The 18,356-nt window shown below is 73.1% G+C and carries 15 protein-coding genes and 1 pseudogene; 3 read left to right on the top strand and 13 right to left on the bottom strand.

Annotation, left to right across the window (positions count from 1 at the left end; genetic code table 11):
* Window positions 1–26: 26 nt before the first annotated feature.
* The gene (gene topA / locus JNO44_RS24055; RefSeq protein ID WP_205366044.1) at window positions 27–2,870 is read right to left on the bottom strand and encodes a type I DNA topoisomerase; all 2,844 of its coding nucleotides are present in this window, start codon (window positions 2,868–2,870) and stop codon (window positions 27–29) included.
* A gap of 485 nt (window positions 2,871–3,355) precedes the next feature.
* On the opposite strand from topA, the gene JNO44_RS24050 reads away from it, so the two are divergent.
* Together JNO44_RS24050 and JNO44_RS24045 are read left to right on the top strand one after the other, a co-directional pair.
* Complete coding sequence (locus JNO44_RS24050) at window positions 3,356–3,904, top strand: hypothetical protein (protein WP_205366043.1); 549 nt, start codon at window positions 3,356–3,358, stop codon at window positions 3,902–3,904.
* Entirely contained in the window at window positions 3,901–4,335 is a 435-nt protein-coding gene (locus tag JNO44_RS24045; protein ID WP_205366042.1) for a DUF2752 domain-containing protein, read from the top strand. The genes JNO44_RS24050 and JNO44_RS24045 overlap by 4 nt, the downstream gene beginning before the upstream one ends.
* 18 nt (window positions 4,336–4,353) lie before the next feature.
* On the opposite strand, the gene JNO44_RS24040 is transcribed toward JNO44_RS24045, so the two are convergent.
* The 6 genes from JNO44_RS24040 to bldG all read right to left on the bottom strand — a co-directional run bounded on the left by JNO44_RS24040 (window position 4,354) and on the right by bldG (window position 11,547).
* Entirely contained in the window at window positions 4,354–4,758 is a 405-nt protein-coding gene (locus JNO44_RS24040) for a hypothetical protein (RefSeq protein WP_205366041.1), read from the bottom strand.
* A 224-nt stretch (window positions 4,759–4,982) separates the two neighbouring features.
* On the bottom strand, window positions 4,983–6,512 hold the full coding sequence (locus tag JNO44_RS24035) for a N5-glutamine methyltransferase family protein (RefSeq protein ID WP_205366040.1): 1,530 nt from the start codon (window positions 6,510–6,512) through the stop codon (window positions 4,983–4,985).
* A 99-nt stretch (window positions 6,513–6,611) separates the two neighbouring features.
* Complete coding sequence (locus JNO44_RS24030; protein WP_205366039.1) at window positions 6,612–7,196, bottom strand: small secreted protein; 585 nt, start codon at window positions 7,194–7,196, stop codon at window positions 6,612–6,614.
* 216 nt (window positions 7,197–7,412) lie between these two features.
* Window positions 7,413–9,821 (bottom strand): sodium-translocating pyrophosphatase, encoded by a 2,409-nt coding sequence (locus tag JNO44_RS24025; protein WP_205366038.1) that lies wholly within the window; start codon window positions 9,819–9,821, stop codon window positions 7,413–7,415.
* Between the two features lie 837 nt (window positions 9,822–10,658).
* Window positions 10,659–11,096, bottom strand: coding sequence for an ATP-binding protein (locus JNO44_RS24020; RefSeq protein ID WP_073444379.1), 438 nt, complete (start codon window positions 11,094–11,096; stop codon window positions 10,659–10,661).
* A gap of 109 nt (window positions 11,097–11,205) precedes the next feature.
* Window positions 11,206–11,547, bottom strand: coding sequence for an anti-sigma factor antagonist BldG (bldG, locus tag JNO44_RS24015; protein ID WP_004571875.1), 342 nt, complete (start codon window positions 11,545–11,547; stop codon window positions 11,206–11,208).
* Window positions 11,548–11,707: 160 nt separating this feature from the next.
* Here bldG and JNO44_RS24010 point away from each other — a divergent pair, with 160 nt between their 5' ends.
* On the top strand, window positions 11,708–14,068 hold the full coding sequence (locus JNO44_RS24010; RefSeq protein WP_205366037.1) for a DEAD/DEAH box helicase: 2,361 nt from the start codon (window positions 11,708–11,710) through the stop codon (window positions 14,066–14,068).
* A gap of 84 nt (window positions 14,069–14,152) precedes the next feature.
* Here JNO44_RS24010 and JNO44_RS24005 read toward each other — a convergent pair.
* The 6 genes and pseudogenes from JNO44_RS24005 to JNO44_RS23980 all read right to left on the bottom strand — a co-directional run.
* Window positions 14,153–14,386, bottom strand: a pseudogene (locus JNO44_RS24005) (Rv3654c family TadE-like protein); the annotation flags it as partial.
* Between the two features lie 16 nt (window positions 14,387–14,402).
* A complete protein-coding gene (locus tag JNO44_RS24000; protein ID WP_235093960.1) occupies window positions 14,403–14,813 on the bottom strand; it encodes a TadE family type IV pilus minor pilin in 411 nt (136 codons plus the stop codon).
* Window positions 14,800–14,988 (bottom strand): DUF4244 domain-containing protein, encoded by a 189-nt coding sequence (locus JNO44_RS23995; protein ID WP_099055706.1) that lies wholly within the window; start codon window positions 14,986–14,988, stop codon window positions 14,800–14,802. The genes JNO44_RS24000 and JNO44_RS23995 overlap by 14 nt, the downstream gene beginning before the upstream one ends.
* Window positions 14,989–15,258: 270 nt before the next feature.
* A complete protein-coding gene (locus JNO44_RS23990; RefSeq protein WP_420882674.1) occupies window positions 15,259–16,125 on the bottom strand; it encodes a type II secretion system F family protein in 867 nt (288 codons plus the stop codon).
* A 16-nt stretch (window positions 16,126–16,141) separates the two neighbouring features.
* Window positions 16,142–17,074: a type II secretion system F family protein gene (locus JNO44_RS23985; protein WP_240167644.1), complete on the bottom strand. Its 933-nt coding sequence runs from the start codon at window positions 17,072–17,074 to the stop codon at window positions 16,142–16,144.
* On the bottom strand, window positions 17,068–18,225 hold the full coding sequence (locus JNO44_RS23980; RefSeq protein ID WP_205366036.1) for a TadA family conjugal transfer-associated ATPase: 1,158 nt from the start codon (window positions 18,223–18,225) through the stop codon (window positions 17,068–17,070). Before JNO44_RS23980 ends, JNO44_RS23985 begins: the two co-directional genes overlap by 7 nt.
* Window positions 18,226–18,356 lie beyond the last annotated feature (131 nt).

The raw sequence follows: 18,356 nt of genomic DNA, 5'->3' as shown, positions 1-18,356 counted from the left end.
CGGGCAGGCGCGGCCCCGGGCGGGGCTCAGTCCTCGGCCGGAGCGGCGGTCTTCTTCGCCGCCGTCTTGGCCGCCGTCTTCGTGGCGGCCTTCTTGGCGGTGGTCTTCTTGGCCGCCGTCTTCTTCGCCGTGGTCTTCTTGGCGGCGGTCTTCTTCGCCGTCGTCTTCTTCGCCGCGGTCTTCTTGGCGGCGGTCTTCTTCGCCGGGCCCTTGGCGCGCTTCTCCGCCAGGAGCTCGTAGCCGCGCTCGGGGGTGATCGTCTCGACGTCGTCGTCCCGCCGCAGCGTCGCGTTGGTCTCGCCGTCGGTGACGTACGCGCCGAACCGGCCGTCCTTGACCACCACCGGCTTGCCGCTCACCGGGTCCGTGCCCAGCTCCTTCAGCGGCGGCTTGGCGGCGGCCCGGCCGCGCTGCTTGGGCTGGGCGTAGATCGCCAGCGCCTCGTCGAGGGTGATCGTGAAGAGCTGCTCCTCGCGCTCCAGGGAACGCGAGTCGGTGCCCTTCTTGAGGTACGGGCCGTAGCGGCCGTTCTGCGCGGTGATCTCCACGCCCTCGGCGTCGGTGCCGACCACGCGCGGCAGCGACATCAGCTTGAGCGCGTCCGCCAGCGTCACGGTGTCCAGGGACATCGACTTGAAGAGCGAGGCGGTGCGCGGCTTGACCGCGTTCTTGCCGGTCTTCGGGGTGCCCTCGGGGAGCACCTCGGTGACGTACGGGCCGTAGCGGCCGTCCTTCGCCACGATCTGGTGGCCGGACTCGGGGTCCATGCCCAGCTCGTAGTCGCCGCTCGGCTTCGCCAGCAGCTCCTCGGCGTACTCCACGGTCAGCTCGTCGGGCGCCAGGTCGTCGGGGACGTCGGCCCGCTGGTGGCCCTCCTCGTCCTTCTCGCCGCGCTCGACGTACGGGCCGTAGCGGCCGACCCGCAGCGTGACGCCGTTGCCCACCGGGAACGACGAGATCTCCCGGGCGTCGATCGCGCCGAGGTCGGTGACCAGCTCCTTCAGGCCGCCGAGGTGGTCGCCGTCGCCGTTGCCGGCGTCCGCCGCACCGCTCTCGCCGGCACCAGCGCCCTCGCCGAAGTAGAAGCGCCGCAGCCACGGCACGGCCTGCGCCTCGCCGCGGGCGATGCGGTCGAGGTCGTCCTCCATCTTGGCGGTGAAGTCGTAGTCGACGAGCCGGCCGAAGTGCTTCTCCAGGAGGTTGACCACGGCGAAGGAGAGGAACGACGGGACGAGCGCGGTGCCCTTCTTGAAGACATAGCCGCGGTCCAGGATCGTGCCGATGATCGACGCGTACGTCGACGGACGGCCGATCTCCCGCTCCTCCAGCTCCTTGACCAGGGTGGCCTCGGTGTAGCGGGCGGGCGGCTTGGTGGCGTGGCCGTCGGCGGTGATCTCCTGGGCGGTGAGCGCGTCGCCCTCGGCGACCTGCGGCAGCCGCCGCTCGCGGTCGTCCAGCTCGGCGTTCGGGTCGTCGGCGCCCTCCACGTATGCCTTGAGGAAGCCGTGGAAGGTGATGGTCTTGCCGGACGCGCTGAACTCGGTGTCCCGCCCGTCCGCGGCCCGGCCGCCGATCTTGACGGTGACGGAGTTGCCGGTCGCGTCCTTCATCTGGGAGGCGACGGTCCGCTTCCAGATCAGCTCGTAGAGCCTGAACTGGTCGCCGGTCAGCCCGGTCTCGGCGGGCGTGCGGAAGCGGTCGCCGGAGGGGCGGATCGCCTCGTGCGCCTCCTGCGCGTTCTTGACCTTGCCGGCGTACGTCCGCGGCTTGTCGGGGAGGTACCCGGCGCCGTACAGCTGCGTCACCTGCGCCCGGGCCGCGGCGACCGCGGTGTCCGAGAGCGTGGTGGAGTCCGTACGCATATAGGTGATGAAGCCGTTCTCGTACAGCTTCTGCGCGACCTGCATGGTGGCCTTGGCGCCGAAGCCGAGCTTGCGGCTGGCCTCCTGCTGGAGGGTGGTCGTCCGGAACGGCGCGTACGGCGAACGGCGGTAGGGCTTGGACTCGACCGAGCGGACCGCGAACGCGGTGTCCGCCAGGGCGGCGGCGAGCGCCCGGGCGTTCGCCTCGTCCAGATGCAGCACATCGGCGTTCTTCAGCTGCCCGTTGGCGCCGAAGTCGCGGCCCTGCGCGACGCGGCGGCCGTCGACGCTGTTCAGTCGGGCGGTCAGCGTCGACGGGTCGCTGGCGTCGCCGGCCCGCCCGGTGGAGAAGGTGCCGGTCAGGTCCCAGTACTCGGCGGAGCGGAAGGCGATGCGCTCGCGCTCCCGCTCGACGACGAGCCGGGTCGCCACCGACTGCACCCGGCCGGCCGACAGCCGGGGCATGACCTTCTTCCACAGCACCGGGGAGACCTCGTAGCCGTAGAGGCGGTCGAGGATCCGGCGGGTCTCCTGGGCGTCGACCAGCTTCTGGTTGAGGTCGCGGGGGTTGGCGACGGCCTCGCGGATGGCGTCCTTGGTGATCTCGTGGAAGACCATCCGGTGGACCGGGACCTTCGGCTTGAGGATCTCCTGGAGGTGCCACGCGATGGCCTCGCCCTCGCGGTCCTCATCGGTGGCGAGGAAGAGTTCGTCGGACTCGGCCAGCAGCGCCTTGAGCTTCTTGACCTGGTCCTTCTTATCCGTGTTGACCACGTAGATCGGCTGGAAGTCGGCGTCGACGTTCACGCCGAGGCGGGCCCAGGGCTCGCCCTTGTACTTCGCCGGGACCTCGGCCGCGCCGTTCGGGAGGTCGCGGATGTGCCCGACGCTGGCCTCGACCACGTAGCCAGGGCCGAGGTAGCCCTTGATCGTCTTCGCCTTGGCAGGCGACTCGACGATGACGAGTCGGCGGCCGCCGCCCTCTGCGGTCTCGCTGGTCGGGGACAACTTCGCTCTTCTCTCCGGTCGACGCTGGGGATGCTCCTGGGCCGGACGCCCGGGGCGCACTGCGGTGACGCTTGACGCTGCGGAGTGTGACGGTACCTCCCGCCCCCGTGTCAAACGGAAAAACCCCGCAACGCCACTCGAACGGTAACCCGACTACATGCCTTCGCGCCGCCCCGACCGCTCCGGGCGCTCCCCGACGGCCCTACGACGCCCCCTCGTGGAGCACCCCGGCCCCGCTCCGCCCCGCCGTTCGACGCCGGCCGACCACCGCCCCCGGCCTGCCACTGATCTCGCAGAGTAATCACCCGCTCCCCGGCCCCGTCCACCGGTCGGACACGCGCCGTGCGGCGACTGTCACAGGGCGGCCGCGATTGCCGTCCTCACCTTGCTACGGCGGGTGAGCCGGCTGGCAGGATGGATGCGGCACGGCTCACCGGGTGGGCCGGGAGCCGTCGACGTCACGCACTCGGGGGGAAACGACACCCATGGCGCACCAGTACCCCGGACCGCCACCGGAGCAGCCGCCCGGCCAACCGGGCCAGAACCCGTACGCGGCCCCGGGCGGCGGCCGGCCCGCCGAGGCCGGCTACGGCTACCCGCAGGGCGGTCGCCCCGGCGAGCCCGGATACGGCTACCCGCAGGCCGCCCCGCCGCCGCCCGTCGGCCTGCCGGTCCAGCCGCCGCAGGCCATGGGCCTGGCACTGGCCCTCGGCGACATCGCGGTCCACGGCGACACGATCGTCACGCCGGCCGGTCCGATGCCCCTCAAGGGCGCGGTCTGGACGGCCACGGACATGTCGCGCACGGAGGAGCGGATGCCCACGCACGCGGTCGTGCTCGCCATCGTCTTTTTCTTCTTCTGCCTCCTCGGGCTGCTCTTCCTCCTGATGAAGGAGCGCATCACGACCGGCTTCGTGCAGGTCACGGTGAACAGCGGGGGCCGGCACCACGCCACGATGGTCCCGGTGCAGTCGCGCGAGCAGGTGATGTTCGTCCTGAACCAGGTCAACTACGCCAGGTCGCTGAGCGTGTGAGCACCGACGAGCCCCGGGAGGCCGCCGATCCGGCGACCGTGCGCCGGCGCACCCTCCGCCAGGCCGCCCTCGCGCTCGGCACCGGCGCGCTGGCCGCCGGCTACCTCTGGCACACCGATCCGCACCAGCCCGGTCAGCTGCTGATCCCCTGCCCCTTCCGCATGCTGACCGGACTGCTCTGCCCGTTCTGCGGCGGGACGCGGATGGCGTACGACCTGATGCACGGCGATGTCGCGACGGCCTTCCAGGACAACGCCGTCCTCCTCGCGCTCGGCGTCCCCGCCCTCGCCTACGTCCTGGTGCGCTGGCTGGTCGAGGGGCTGCGCGGGCGGCGCCGCTCGCTGAAGCTGACGGCCCGCGGCAATGCCGTGGTCCTCGGCATCGCCGCGGTCTGGATGGTCGGCCGCAACCTCGTCCACCTCATCGGTTGACGGCCGGGCCCCCAGGCGTCAGCGGACGGTGACCTTCACGACCGGGGAGAGGGTGCTCCCGGACGCGATCCGCAGCTGGTTGACGCCCTTGATGCCGAGCTTGACGCGTATCGCGTAGCTGCCGTTGGCGTGGACCGGCGCCTGCGCCGGCAGCGACACCCACTTCGCGCCCTGCTTCTGCTGGACCGTGACCTTGGCGCCCGATGTGAGGCCCTTGCCGGCGCCGGTGATCCGGAACTCCTGCCAGGCGCGGACCGTCGTCGCGCTGGCCTTGGCGGTCAGCGTCGCCTTCGCGGGCGCGGTGGCCACGACCGCGGCGGGCGTGTGGACCTGCTGCGGCGTGGCGAAGGCGGCGGCCGAACCGCCGGCGAGCAGGGCGGCGGCGACCATCCCGACGGTGGCGTAACGCAGTGCACGGTTCATGTCGGATTCCTCACTGAGGGGCCAATGGGTTGGTTGGTGACCTTCCCTCAGGAATACGGGCATCGGCACACGGAGGTTCCCCCTCCGCTGCACAATCCGCCCAACTCGCCGAAACTGGCCGGAACTGAACGTCCGCTCCGGGAAGGGCCGTTGGCCCCTGGGAACGCACCCGGCGGCCGGTGCCCCCGCACCGACCGCCCGCCATCCGCCGCCGCGCCCCCGACTCAGCCGACCGGCTCCAGGAAGCCCTGCTCGACCAGCATCCGGATCGAGGCCGGCGTGCGGTCCCGCAGCAGCACCGGGTCCTCGCCGACGAGCTGGGCGATGGCGTCCAGGATCCGCCCGGCGGGCAGCGACCCGTCGCAGACGCCCGCGAAACCGGCGCCGACCGTGTCCACCTTCGTGGCCCGCCGCATGCCGCGGTTCTGACGGAGCACCACGTGCTCAGGGTCCTCCGCACCGGGCAGTCCGACCTGCTCCTGCACCACCTCGTCGGCCAACCGGAAGCGGCTGGCCAGCAGCGCCGCGTCATCGGTGGCCCGCAGGTAGTCCTGCCGGTCGAAGTGGCGCAGCACCGCCTCGCCCAGGGGTTGTTCGACCGGATGCGGCCATTCCTCGACCGTGACGGACGGGTCCTCGGCGCCGGACTTGCGCAGCGTGATCCAGCCGAAGCCGACGGCCTTGGTCCTGCGCGCCTCGAACTCGTCGAGCCAGGCGTCGTACCGCGCGGCGTACTCCTCCTGACCAGCGCGGTGGTCGCCGCCGTCGCGCAGCCACAGCTCGGCGTACTGGGTGACGTCCTGCACCTCGCGCTGGACGATCCAGGCGTCGCATCCGCGCGGCACCCACGAGCGCACCCGGTCCTGCCACTCCTCGCCGGCCACGTGCTGCCAGTTGGCCAGCAGCTGGCAGTACCCGCCGTCGTTGAGGTGCGCGGCGGCCTGCTGGACGAGGGTGCGGCACAGGTCGTCGCCGCCCATCCCGCCGTCCCGGTAGGTGAGCCGGGCCCCCGGCGAGATCACGAACGGCGGGTTGGAGACGATCAGGTCGTAGGTCTCCTCCCCCACCGGCTCGAAGAGCGAGCCCTCGCGCAGATCGGCCGGGCCGGCCCCGGAGAGCGCCAGGGTCAGCGCGGTGATCCGCAGCGCGCGGGGGTTGAGGTCGGTGGCGGTGACCCGGGTGGCGTGCTGCGCTGCGTGCAGCGCCTGGATGCCGGAGCCCGTGCCGAGGTCGAGCGCCCTGGCCACCGGGCGGCGCGCGGTGATCCCGGCGAGGGTCGTGGACGCCCCGCCGACACCGAGCACCAGCTCGGCGCGGTCCGCCTCGGCGGCGCCCCGGATGCCGCCGGCGCCGCCGACCGCGCAGCCGAGGTCGGAGACGATCCACCAGTCCTGCCCCTCGGGGCCGCCGTAGGGCCGTACGTCCACCGTGGCGCGCAGTTCGCCGCCGTCCCGCACCAGCCAGCCGTCGGCGAGGCAGTCCGCCACCGGCAGCGCCGCGGCCACCCGCGCCTCGGGCACCGGGCACTGCAGCAGGAACAGCCGCACCAGGGTCTCCAGAGGCCCGTCGCCCCGGGTGGCGCGCAGCGCGGGGACGGTCTCGCTGCGGGCCAGCGCGGCGTACGCGGGCGCGCCGAGCAGGTCCAGCAGCCCGTCGGCGGTGAAGGCGGCGGCCAGCAGCGCGTCGCGCAGCCGGCTCGTGCGGGCGTTGCTCTCGGGGTCCTGGGCATCTGCGGTGGGGAGCTGCGTTGTCACCCCTCCATTGTCGGCCCTGCCACCGACAATCGGCGACGGCCCGGCACCCCGCCCGTCCTCGGGCGCGTCGCCGGGCCGTCGCCCCTCGCGCGGGAGGCGCTACGCGCTCTTGGACGGCGCCGCGGACGGCCCGTTCGACCCGCCCTGGTTCTGACAGCCCTTCTGCCCCGCCATCGCCTTGCCCACGTCGCCGGCCTCCAGCTTCTTGAAGGCCTGCTCGCTCTTGGCGTTGAGCTTGTTGATCCCGTTGGAGAGGTTGCGCAGCCCGTCCGCGAACTTCAGCTTGTCACCGGTGTCCAGGCCGTCCACCTGCTTCTTGAGGTCCTGGTATCCCGCGGAGAGGGAGTTGAGCTCCTTGACCGCGTTCTTCTGGGCGTCCGCGCCGCCCTCGGTGGGCGGCGCGCCCGCCTTGTCCAGGGACTTGGCCAGCTGACCGTACGCGTCGGAGATCTTCTGGAAGGCCGCCGAGTCCGTCTGCTGGACCTTCTTGGAGTCCGTGTTGCCGCTGTCGGCCGTCTGCATGGCCGCGTTGGCGTCCTGGATCTGCTTGAACGGAGCCTGCGCGGGGTCGCAGAACGACTTCGCCCAGTTGTCGAGCTTCTGAGTGTTGTCGCTGCTGCAACCGGTCAGCGCGAGCAGGAGTGCGGCACCGCCGGACAGGGCAGCCACAAGCTTCTTGTTCACCGGATTGGTCCCTTCCATGGCTCTCGGCCCCGGAACATACACGTCCAAACGGCCTCGCCCATGAGTCGGGCATCGGCCCCGGCCCGCATTGCAGCCATTTGCACCAAGGACCACGGCCCCCGCCGGGCACGCCGCGGGCGGGTGTCCGGCGCGCGCAATAAGCGCCGTACACCCGCCCGTTGAGCGGTCAGCAGGCCGACCTGACGGCCCGTCCGGTCAGGACGCCACGGCGGTCCTGGTCGACTTGGCGACGCCTTCGGGATCCTCGGAGTTGTTGTCTTCATCACCCACGGCGATCCCCCGCCGCTTGGAGACGTAGACCGCGCCGACGATGATGACGAGCGCCAACACGGCGACCCCGGCGCGCACGCCGAGGCTCTTGTCGTGGCCGTACGAGAACTTCACCACGGCCGGCGCGATCAGCAGTGCGACCAGGTTCATCACCTTCAGCAGCGGGTTGATCGCCGGGCCGGCGGTGTCCTTGAACGGGTCGCCGACGGTGTCGCCGATGACCGTCGCGGCATGCGCCTCGCTGCCCTTGCCACCGTGGTGGCCGTCCTCGACCAGCTTCTTGGCGTTGTCCCACGCGCCACCGGAGTTGGCGAGGAAGACCGCCATCAGGGTGCCGGTGCCGATCGCGCCGGCCAGGAACGAGCCGAGCGCCCCGACGCCGAGCGCGAAGCCGACCACGATGGGCGTGAGCACCGCCAGCAGCCCCGGCGTGGCCAGTTCGCGCAGCGCGTCCTTGGTGCAGATGTCGACCACCCGCCCGTACTCGGGCTTCTCGGTGTAGTCCATGATCCCCGGGCGCTCGCGGAACTGCCGGCGCACCTCGAAGACCACCGCTCCGGCCGACCGCGAGACCGCGTTGATCGCCAGCCCCGAGAACAGGAAGACGACCGAGGCCCCCAGGATCAGCCCCACCAGGTTGTTCGGCTGCGAGATGTCCAGGCTCAGGCTCAGCCCGCCGGCCGCGTGGCCGATCTCCCGTACGGCGTTGGCGATCGCGTCCCGGTACGAGCCGAACAGCGCGGAGGCCGCGAGCACCGCGGTCGCGATGGCGATGCCCTTGGTGATGGCCTTGGTGGTGTTGCCCACCGCGTCCAGGTCGGTCAGCACCTGCGCGCCGTCCCCGGTGACGTCGCCGGACATCTCGGCGATGCCCTGCGCGTTGTCGGAGACCGGTCCGAAGGTGTCCATCGCCACGATCACCCCGACGGTGGTCAGCAGGCCGGTCCCGGCCAGCGCCACCGCGAACAGCGCCAGCGTGATCGAGGCGCCGCCCAGCAGGAACGCCCCGTAGACCGCCAACCCGATCAGCACCGCCGAGTAGACGGCCGACTCCAGGCCGATCGAGATGCCGGCGAGCACGACGGTGGCCGGTCCGGTCAGCGAGGTCTTGCCGATGTCCCGGACGGGCCGCCGGCTGGTCTCGGTGAAGTAGCCGGTCAGCTGCTGGATCAGGGCGGCCAGCACGATGCCGACGGCGACCGCGACCAGCGCCAGCACCCGCGGGTCGCCGCTGCGGCCCAGGATCTCCGGGTCGCTGACGCCGCTGAGGTCCTTGTAGCTCGACGGCAGGTAGACGAAGACCGCGGCGGCAACCAGGACCAGCGAGATGCCCGCGGAGACGAAGAAGCCGCGGTTGATGGCGGTCATCCCGCTGCGGTCCCGGCGCCGGGGCGACACGACGAAGATGCCGACCATCGCGGTGAGCACACCGATCGCCGGCACCAGAAGCGGGAAGGCCAGTCCGGCGTCGCCGAAGGCCGCGGTGCCCAGGATGAGCGCGGCGACCAGCGTCACCGCGTACGACTCGAAGAGGTCGGCCGCCATGCCGGCGCAGTCGCCCACGTTGTCGCCGACGTTGTCCGCGATGGTGGCGGCGTTGCGCGGGTCGTCCTCCGGGATGCCCTGCTCGACCTTGCCGACGAGATCGGCGCCGACGTCCGCGGCCTTGGTGAAGATGCCGCCGCCGACCCGCATGAACATCGCGATCAGCGCGGCGCCGAGCCCGAAACCCTCCAGCACCTTGGGCGCGTCGACCGCGTACACGAGCACCACGCATGATGCACCGAGCAGGCCGAGGCCCACGGTGAACATGCCCACGACGCCTCCGGTACGGAAAGCGATCTTCATCGCTTTGTGGGAGACCGCCGTAAGATCCTTTTGCTCTGCCGCACCGTCATCCGGAGTGGCTTCCCGGGCGGCCGCCGCCACTCGCACATTGCTGCGCACCGCGAGCCACATGCCGATATAGCCGGTGGCCGCCGAGAATGCCGCGCCGATCAAGAAGAACGCACTGCGTCCGGCCCGCTGCGTCCAATTGTCCGCGGGCAGCAACATGAGCAGGAAGAACACGACGACGGCGAATACGCCGAGGGTCCGCAACTGCCGCGCCAGGTAGGCATTCGCGCCCTCCTGCACCGCCGCCGCGATCTTCTTCATACTGTCGGTCCCCTCACCGGCCGCGAGCACTTGGCGGACCAGCACCGCCGCGACCGCCAGCGCGGCCAGGGCGACGACGGCGATCACCAGCACGATGCCGCGGTTGTCCGCGGTGAGTGACGGGACGGCCAGAAAAGTGGGGGTGTCCATCGACTGAGGGGTGTAAGGCCCCGCCATTCGTCCTCCTTGACGTTATGGCACATGGGCGCGCGGAAGCACGCTCAGGCGTCCTGAGCAAGATGTGGACGGATTGTAGGGAGCGACGGTTGATCAAAACAGGGCGCCTCAAAGGGAATTCGCCTGTTCCCGGCGAAGATCAAAAGGCCGATGGTCCGCCAAATTCGTCCGGACGAAGGAAACCCCGCAATTCACTGACCCCGGACAGATGATCTACCCGTGCTATTGATCTACTTGTGATCGCCGCTGCTCAACGACCTTGCGCGGCGCCCCGCTTCGACTGTGACCGCCGTTAAACGGGAGGGAATTGAGCCGACCGGTGCCCTCCCCGGGCCACCGCAAGACCCCCTCACCGGCCTTCCGCACCCTCCCCCGCCGCGATGACGGACCATCAGATCCCGACCGGATCGCATCGCCCGCACCAGGACGCAGCACCCCTGAGGAAGCCACCGCGGGGTCGGGGTGGACGGGGTGGCGGAGCCGAGGACACGAGCATCGGAACCCCAGGATCGCGGCCCGCCCACGGGACACGCGCCACGGCCGCAGCCCGCGGCCGACAACCCCCGGCACACCGCCACCCGCCCGGCCCACCGGACCGGCACCGTACGGAATTCCCCGCGCGACCGGACCGCACCGGCCGGCTACAGCGCCGCACCGGTCTGGCACTACACAGGAAGCCGGGCGCGCGAACACGCAGAAACAGGCGCGCGACACGGTGAACACAGGGGAACACGGCAAACGCCCACGCCCGCACCCCTACGCATCACGACAGGTGCCCCACCCACCATGGAACAGCACCGGCCGACCGACCGGCGCCGAGCCCTCCGCTCGACGGCCCTACGGCAGGACCGGAGCCGGGTGTGCGGGCCAGCTCATCCGGATTCGCCCGCCGGTCTCGCCGGAGGTCACCTCGACGTCGTCGACGAGCCCACTGATGACCGCGAGGCCCATCTCGTCCTCGCCCTCGGCGTCGTTCTCCCCGACGCCCTCGGCATCGGCACCGCCCGCGGCGGCCCCGCCGGGGCCGGGAACCTCGTCGCCGACCTCGATCGAGAACTGCTTCTCGTCCTCGACCAGCACCACCCGCACCGGCGCCGTGATGCCGTGGATCTCGTGCAGCCCCACGGCCCGGCTGCACGCCTCGCCCACGGCGAGCCGCACCTCGTCCAGCACGGCCTCGTCCACCCCCGCACGCCGTGCCACGGCAGCCGCGACCAGACGCGCGGTCCGGACGTGCTCAGGAAGGGCGCTGAAGCGAAGTTCGACGGTGGCCATGCCATCCCCCTCGTGATGCGGGCGTGCAACGCAGGGGGCCGGACGGGTGCGTCCGGTACCCCCCACTGCTTCCACCCCCGCGCCCGGGGCGCGGGGGACCGGCAAACCGTCAGTCAGTGGCTGCGACGGCTTCGTCGACCGAGGTGTGGATCGGGAACACCTTGGTCAGACCGGTGATTCGGAAGATCTTGAGAATGCGCTCCTGATTACAGACCAGGCGCAGCGAGCCCTCATGGGCACGCACCCGCTTCAGTCCGCCCACCAGGACGCCGAGCCCTGTGGAGTCCAGGAAGTCGACACGCTCCATGTCCACCACGAGGTGGTAGCTTCCGTCGTTCACAAGCTCGACCAGCTGCTCCCGCAGCTTGGGCGCGGTGTATACATCAATCTCGCCACCGACCTCGACGACCGTACGGTCGCCAACGGTCCGGGTCGACAGGGACAGGTCCACGGATCCTCCAGCACCTTGCTATCGAGCGGTCGCCCCCCTGGGGCCTCCCCACCGAGGTAGGGGCGGATCGGCAGCCGCCATGGCATTCAATCACTTACCAGCAGGCGTGCACGACGCCTTGTGAGCATTGTCCGTCACACCGGTGACACACTCGGTGCCGATGGCCTCCAATCGACTCCCGCCGGATCCTGGCGCGCGCACGTCCCCAGGCATGATTCTCGACCGTCTGGCCCGGGGCGCGACCCGCGCTGCGCGCATCACTCATACGGAGCACTTGCCCCCGCGCATCGGCACCCATGCCGACTGGCCGGCACAGATCCGGCCGGAAGTGATCGACGCCATCCGTTCGGCCGGAATCGATCGCCCCTGGGCCCACCAGGCACGCACGTCCGAACACGCACTGCGCGGCGAATCGGTCGTGGTCGCCACCGGCACCGCCTCCGGCAAGTCGCTGTCCTATCTGGCGCCCGTGCTCTCCACCCTCCTGGACGGCTCCGAGGCGCCCAACGGCCGGGGGGCCACGGCCCTGTACCTGGCGCCCACCAAGGCCCTGGCGGCCGACCAGCGGCGGGCCGTGCGCGAGCTGGCCGCTCCGCTCGGCACGGCCGTCCGGCCCGCCGTCTACGACGGTGACACCCCGGTCGAGGAGCGCGAGTGGGTCCGCCAGTACGCCAACTACGTGCTGACCAACCCGGACATGCTGCACCGCGGCATCCTCCCGGCCCACCCCCGCTGGTCCTCCTTCCTGCGCGCACTGCGCTACGTCGTCATCGACGAATGCCACACCTACCGCGGCGTCTTCGGCTCCCATGTCGCACAGGTCGTCCGCCGGCTGCGCCGGGTCTGCGCCCGCTACGGCGCCGAGCCGGTCTTCCTGCTGGCCTCCGCGACCGCCGCGGAGCCGGCGCAGGCCGCGTCCCGGCTCACCGGGCTGCCCGTGGCCGAGATCACCCAGGACACCTCGCCGCGCGGCGAGTTGGTCTTCGCGCTGTGGGAGCCGCCGCTGACCGAACTCCACGGCGAGCAGGGCGCCCCGGTCCGCCGCACCGCGACCGCCGAGTCCGCGGACCTGCTCACCGACCTCGCCGTCCAGGGCGTGCGGACGGTCGCCTTCGTCCGCTCCCGGCGCGGCGCCGAACTGATCGCCCTGATCGCGCAGGAGCGGCTCGCGGAGGTGGACCGCTCGCTGCCCGCGCGGATCGCCGCGTACCGGGGCGGCTATCTGCCCGAGGAGCGCCGGGCCCTCGAACGCGCCCTGCACAGCGGTGAACTCCTCGGGCTGGCCGCCACCACCGCGCTGGAGCTGGGCGTGGACGTCTCCGGCCTGGACGCCGTGGTCATCGCGGGCTATCCCGGCACGCGCGCCTCCCTGTGGCAGCAGGCCGGCCGGGCGGGCCGGGCCGGACAGGGCGCGCTGGCCGTCCTGGTGGCCCGCGACGACCCGCTGGACACCTATCTCGTCCACCACCCCGAGGCGCTCTTCGACCAGCCCGTCGAGTCGACCGTGCTCGACCCGGACAACCCCTACGTCCTCGCCCCGCACCTCTGCGCGGCCGCCTCCGAACTGCCGCTCACCGAAGCCGACTTCCCGCTCTTCGGCCCGGCCGCCCCCGGGCTGATGCCCCAGCTGGAGGCCGCGAACCTGCTGCGCCGGCGGGCCACCGCCTGGTACTGGACGCGCCGCGAGCGGGCCGCCGACCTCACCGACATCCGCGGCCAGGGCGGCTCGCCGGTGCAGGTCGTGGAGGCCGGCACCGGGCGGCTGCTGGGCACCGTCGACGCCGCGGCGGCGCACACCACCGTCCACGACGGGGCGGTCCACCTCCACCAGGGCCGCAGCTATCTCGTCCGGCACCTGGACCTGGAGGACAACGTCGCCCTCGTGGAGGAGGCCAATCCGCCGTACTCCACCACCGCCCGCGACACCACCGCGATCTCGATCCTGGAGACCGAAACCGAGGTCCCCTGGGGCGACGCCCGGCTGTGCTTCGGCTCCGTGGAGGTCACCAATCAGGTCGTCTCCTTCCTGCGCCGCAAACTGATCACCGGGGAGGTCCTGGGCGAGACCAAGCTCGACCTGCCGCCCCGTACGCTGCGCACCCGCGCGGTGTGGTGGACGGTCACCGAGGACCAGCTCGACGCCGCCCGGGTCAACCCCGAGCAGCTGGGCGGTGCCCTGCACGCCGCCGAGCACGCCTCCATCGGCATGCTGCCGCTCTTCGCCACCTGCGACCGCTGGGACATCGGCGGTGTCTCCGTCCCCCTGCACCCGGACACCCTGCTCCCGACGGTCTTCGTCTACGACGGCCACCCCGGTGGTGCGGGCTTCGCCGAACGCGCCTTCCACACGGCCGCCGACTGGCTCGCCGCCACCCGCAGTGCCATCGCCGCCTGCGAGTGCGAGGCCGGTTGCCCGTCCTGCATCCAGTCCCCCAAGTGCGGCAACGGGAACGACCCGCTCCACAAACGGGGCGCCATCCGACTGCTCGGGGAGCTGTTGCGCGGGGTGCCCGGCGACTGAGCCGGGACGGCCCGTCGCCCGGGCGGGGCCGGCCCGGGACCGTACCCGCGCCGTGAACGGGCCGCCGCCGGCCTCGGCCGTGACGTCGGCGATCAGCGCGTCCACGGCGCAGCGCACCAGACGGGTGTGCTGCGCGGCGGCCACCCGACGTGCCGTGGCGCACGCCGCCACCGGGCCGCGGAGCGCCTGGTCCGCGGCTGCCAGCGCCGCCAGGTCCGCCGCGCCGCCCGCCCGGTGCCGGGCGGTGACCGCCTGCCCGACGGCCACCAGCGCGGCGAAGACCGCGCACAGGGCCGCCGCCGCGAAGACCGTCCACACCGTGGCGGAGCCCTCGTCACCGCACCGTTTCCTCCGCAAGGGCCACCGCCTCTCCACCGACCCGCACCGGCAGCCGGGCCCCTCCGGGCAACGCGGCCTCGACCCGTACGCGCACCAGGTCGCCCTCGCGCGCCACCGTGATCCGCGCGCCCAGGGGAGCCGCCCCACGAGCCGCGGCGAGCACCTGCGCCGCCGGCTCCTGACGCGCCGCCGCACGGGCGGCGGCCCGTGCGGCGTCCACGCAGGCGATCCGGGCGCAGGCGGCCAGCAGCCCCCAGATCAGCGCCGCCGCGACCGCCACCAGCACCGGCAGCACCACCGCCGCCTCCGCCGTCACGAATCCGGCGTCCCGTGCGCCGCGCCCGCCGGGCGGGCCCGCACCGGCACACGCGGCCCGGGCCCGCCCGCTGCCCTCAGAACGGCACATCGAGCGCCCTCTGGAGCACGGACCGCAGCGCGGCGGCCACCGGTCCGCTCGTCACGAGCTTGTAGAGCACCGCCGCGAACGCGCACGCCGCCAGCGTGCCCACGGCGTACTCCGCGGTGCTCATCCCGCGGTCCGCCCCGGCCGCGCGCACCCGCGCCCACCATCGACCGAACATCTGCTGCCTCCTTGGCATCTCGCGAATCCCGAACTCCCGGGGAGTCCGCGATTCCGTGCATGTGAATCCGTCATTCCGTGGATCCGTGGATCCGTGCGGCGGTGAAGCCGTGAGGCCCATGAGGCCCATGGGGCCCGGTGAAGTCCCTTTCGCGGTCGGGCCTCGGCCTCGGTCTCGGTCTCGTCCGACGCGTCTGATCCCTCTTCCGTACGCCGGACCGCCGGGCCACCCGACCGCCGGGCCACCGCATCACCGCATCGCCGTGTCGGCTCAGCCGTCACCTCCCAGCAGTCCGCCCGCCAGTCCGAGCAGCACCGGTGCCACCCCGAGCACCAGGAAGGCCGGCAGGAAGCACCCGGACAGCGGGAGGGTGACCAGCACCCCCGCCCGCCGGGCCCGTGCGGTCGCGGCCCGGCCCCACTCGGCACGCAGCTCGGCCGCGATCCGGGAGGCCGGCTCCACGGCCGGGGCCCCCGATATCCCGGCGCGCTCCATGCAGCGCGCCAGTGCCCCGGCTCCCGGGAGTTCCGCCAACCGCGGCCATACCGCGGTCGGTTCACCGCCCAGCCGTAGTTCCGCCGCGACGTAGCGCAAGCGCTCGGCGACCGTCCCGTCCAGCGACCGGCCCACCGCTTCGGCCGCCTCCCGCGGACCGGCCCCGGCCGCCAGACAGGCCGCCAGGAGATCCCCGGCCGGGGCCAGTTCGGCGGCCACCCGCGTAGCCGCGCCCCGGTCGGCCGCCGCGGCCCGTTGCCGTCGCAGCCAGTGGTACGCGCCCCAACCGGCGACAGGCCCCACCAGCAGCCCGGTGACGCCGCCCAGAAGGACGGCCACGCATCCGGCCACCCCCAGAGGCCCGGCCCACTCCTTCAGCCGATCGCCCCGTGGGCCGCCCCATGAGCCGCCTCCTCGGGCCGCTGCCCGCCTCCGCCGCCGGCCTCGGACGACCCACCGCCTCCGTGCGCGCAGGCCCTCCTCACCGCCGTACAGCCCGCTGGCGGCACCTTCCAGGACCATCGGCACCCGCCGCCGCACGGCACGCTCGCCATGCAGCAGCCGCCCCAGCGCCGCCGCACACAGCACGGCCGCCGCGGCCAGCACCGCCATCCCCACCCTGTGGACAACTTCCGGACTCACCACACCCACCTCCCCCTCACTTCCGCTCCGCCGACGCCTCGGCGACGATCCGGGCCGTCCAAGCCACCCCGCCCCACTCCAGTAGCCCGCCGGCAGCCAGGCACCCCCAGCCGGCCGGGGTGTGCAGCAGCACCCCGAGGGGATCGGCACCGAGCGCACCGCCCATCAGGAGCCCGCCCGCCGGCAGCAGGGCGAGCATCAGAGCGGTGGCCCGCGGCCCGGCCAACTGGGCCCGTAACTCCTCCCGTTGGTCGCGCTGCGCGGCGAGCCCGGACGCGATCCGCTCCAGCCCGCGGGCCAGCCCCGCACCGCCCTCCAGGGCCACCTGCCAGCACGCCGCCGCTCCGGCGAGCCCCTCGGCGCCGGGCTGCCGCGCCGCCGCCCGCAGCGCCCCGGGGACGTCCCCGCCGTACCGCGCCGCCGCCAGCACCGCAGGCCCCGCCTCCCCCAGACCCGACGCCCCGGCCACGACCAGGGCCCGATCCGGCTGCCGGCCGGCCCGCAGTTCCGCCGCCACCGCCCCGCAGAACCCGATCACCGCCGCCGCCCGCCGGTCCGCCGCCCGCTGCCGCGCCCGCGCCGCCAGCCACCGTCGTACGACGACCAGCGCCACCACGGAACCCAGCACCGGCAGCACCGACCGCCCCAGCACCCCCAGCGCGACCCCGGCCGGCACGCACCAGATCTCCGTGCCGACCTCGCGCCGGCGCCCCAGCCGCCACCGCCGGCCGCCACCGCCGTCGACCGCCCGCCCGGCACACCACTCCCGCAACACCGCACCGCGCCCGCGGTCCGGCCGTCCCGCCGCGACGGACACCGCCCCGGCGTCCCCCAGGAGCGCAGCCATCCGCCGCCGCAGGGCGCGCCCACGCCGCAGCCGCCGCGCCAGCACCGCCGCACATCCCACCGCGGCCGGCAGCACCACCGGCCCCACCGCGTCCCTCAGCACCCCTGGCCACCCCTCTCGCACAGCCGCGCCAACCGCCCCCAGCCACGCGCCTCCTGGAACCCCTCCGGGCTCCAGATCGCCGCCGGAACGGTCACCACGAAGCCGTCCCGGTCCCGCTCCAGGACGTGGATCTCGGAGATCCGACGCCGCCCGGCCCGGTCGCGCACGAGGTGCAGCACGACGGACAGCCCGGCCGCCAACTGGCTGTGCAGGGCCGCGCGATCCAGCCCCGCGGTGCACCCCAGCGCCTCCAGACGAGCCGGCACATCGCACGCGGCATTGGCATGGACCGTGCAACAGCCGCCCTCATGGCCCGTATTGAGGGCCGCCAGCAGATCGGTGACCTCGGTGCCGCGCACCTCACCGACCACCAACCGGTCCGGCCGCATCCGCAGCGCCTGCCGCACCAGGTCCCGCAGGGTCACCCGGCCGACGCCCTCCTGATTGGCGGGGCGGGTCTCCAGCCGCACCACATGGGGGTGGTCCGGCCGCAGCTCCGCCGAGTCCTCGGCCAGCACGATCCGCTCGGCCGGGCCGACCAGCCCGAGCAGCGTGCTGAGCAACGTGGTCTTGCCGGAGCCCGTACCCCCGCTGACCAGGAACGACAGTCGCGCGTCCAACAGCGCCCGGAGCAGCCGGTCACCACCCGGCGGAACCGTCCCGGCCGCCAGCAGCTCCGGAAGGGCGAAGGCCCGGGGCCGCAGCACCCGTAAGGACAGGCACGTCCCGGCGACCGCCACCGGGGGCAGCACGGCGTGCAGCCGCGTGCCGTCCGGGAGCCGGGCGTCCACCCACGGCCGGGCGTCGTCCAGCCGCCGCCCGGCGACCGCCGCCAGCCGCTGGGCCAGTCTGCGGACCTCGGCCGCGTCCCGGAAGCGGACGTCGGTGCGCTCCAGTCCGCCACCCCGGTCCACCCACACCGCGTCCGGGGCGGTCACCAGCACGTCCGTCACGTCGGGCGCGGCCAACAGCGGCTCCAGCGGGCCGCTGCCCACCATTTCCGAGCGCAACGCGCCTACTACGCCCAGCACTTCGGAGTCCCCGAGGAGGCGCCCCTCCTCGCGCAGCGCCACCGCGACCCGGGCCGGCGTCGGTTCCGCCCCGGCCTCGGCGAGCCGTCGGCGCACCACATCCAGTAGTTCCCGGCTCATCCCGCGCCACCGCCCCCGGCGGTCGCCGCCGACCACGCGGCCCCGAAGGGCCCGACGGCACCCCCGCTCCTACGGGACCACCACCCCGCCCCACACAGCAGCCCGTCCCACCACCAGTTCCCGAACCGCGG

It is taken from the genome of Streptomyces noursei (genome assembly GCF_016917755.1).
Lineage (GTDB): Bacteria > Actinomycetota > Actinomycetes > Streptomycetales > Streptomycetaceae > Streptomyces > Streptomyces yunnanensis.
Note: the sequence above shows the minus strand (reverse complement) of the source record. Positions and strands in the feature narration are given on the sequence as shown.

What these genes read in the sequence shown, in the direction of transcription:
- JNO44_RS24050 (WP_205366043.1), top strand. Translation starts at nt 3,356, where the DNA reads ATGGCGCACCAGTACCCCGGACCGCCACCGGAGCAGCCGCCCGGCCAA.
- JNO44_RS24025 (WP_205366038.1), bottom strand. Translation starts at nt 9,821, where the DNA reads ATGGCGGGGCCTTACACCCCTCAGTCGATGGACACCCCCACTTTTCTG.
- JNO44_RS23980 (WP_205366036.1), bottom strand. Translation starts at nt 18,225, where the DNA reads ATGAGCCGGGAACTACTGGATGTGGTGCGCCGACGGCTCGCCGAGGCC.
- JNO44_RS24040 (WP_205366041.1), bottom strand. Translation starts at nt 4,758, where the DNA reads ATGAACCGTGCACTGCGTTACGCCACCGTCGGGATGGTCGCCGCCGCC.
- JNO44_RS24010 (WP_205366037.1), top strand. Translation starts at nt 11,708, where the DNA reads ATGGCCTCCAATCGACTCCCGCCGGATCCTGGCGCGCGCACGTCCCCA.
- JNO44_RS24000 (WP_235093960.1), bottom strand. Translation starts at nt 14,813, where the DNA reads ATGTGCCGTTCTGAGGGCAGCGGGCGGGCCCGGGCCGCGTGTGCCGGT.
- JNO44_RS24020 (WP_073444379.1), bottom strand. Translation starts at nt 11,096, where the DNA reads ATGGCCACCGTCGAACTTCGCTTCAGCGCCCTTCCTGAGCACGTCCGG.
- JNO44_RS23995 (WP_099055706.1), bottom strand. Translation starts at nt 14,988, where the DNA reads ATGTTCGGTCGATGGTGGGCGCGGGTGCGCGCGGCCGGGGCGGACCGC.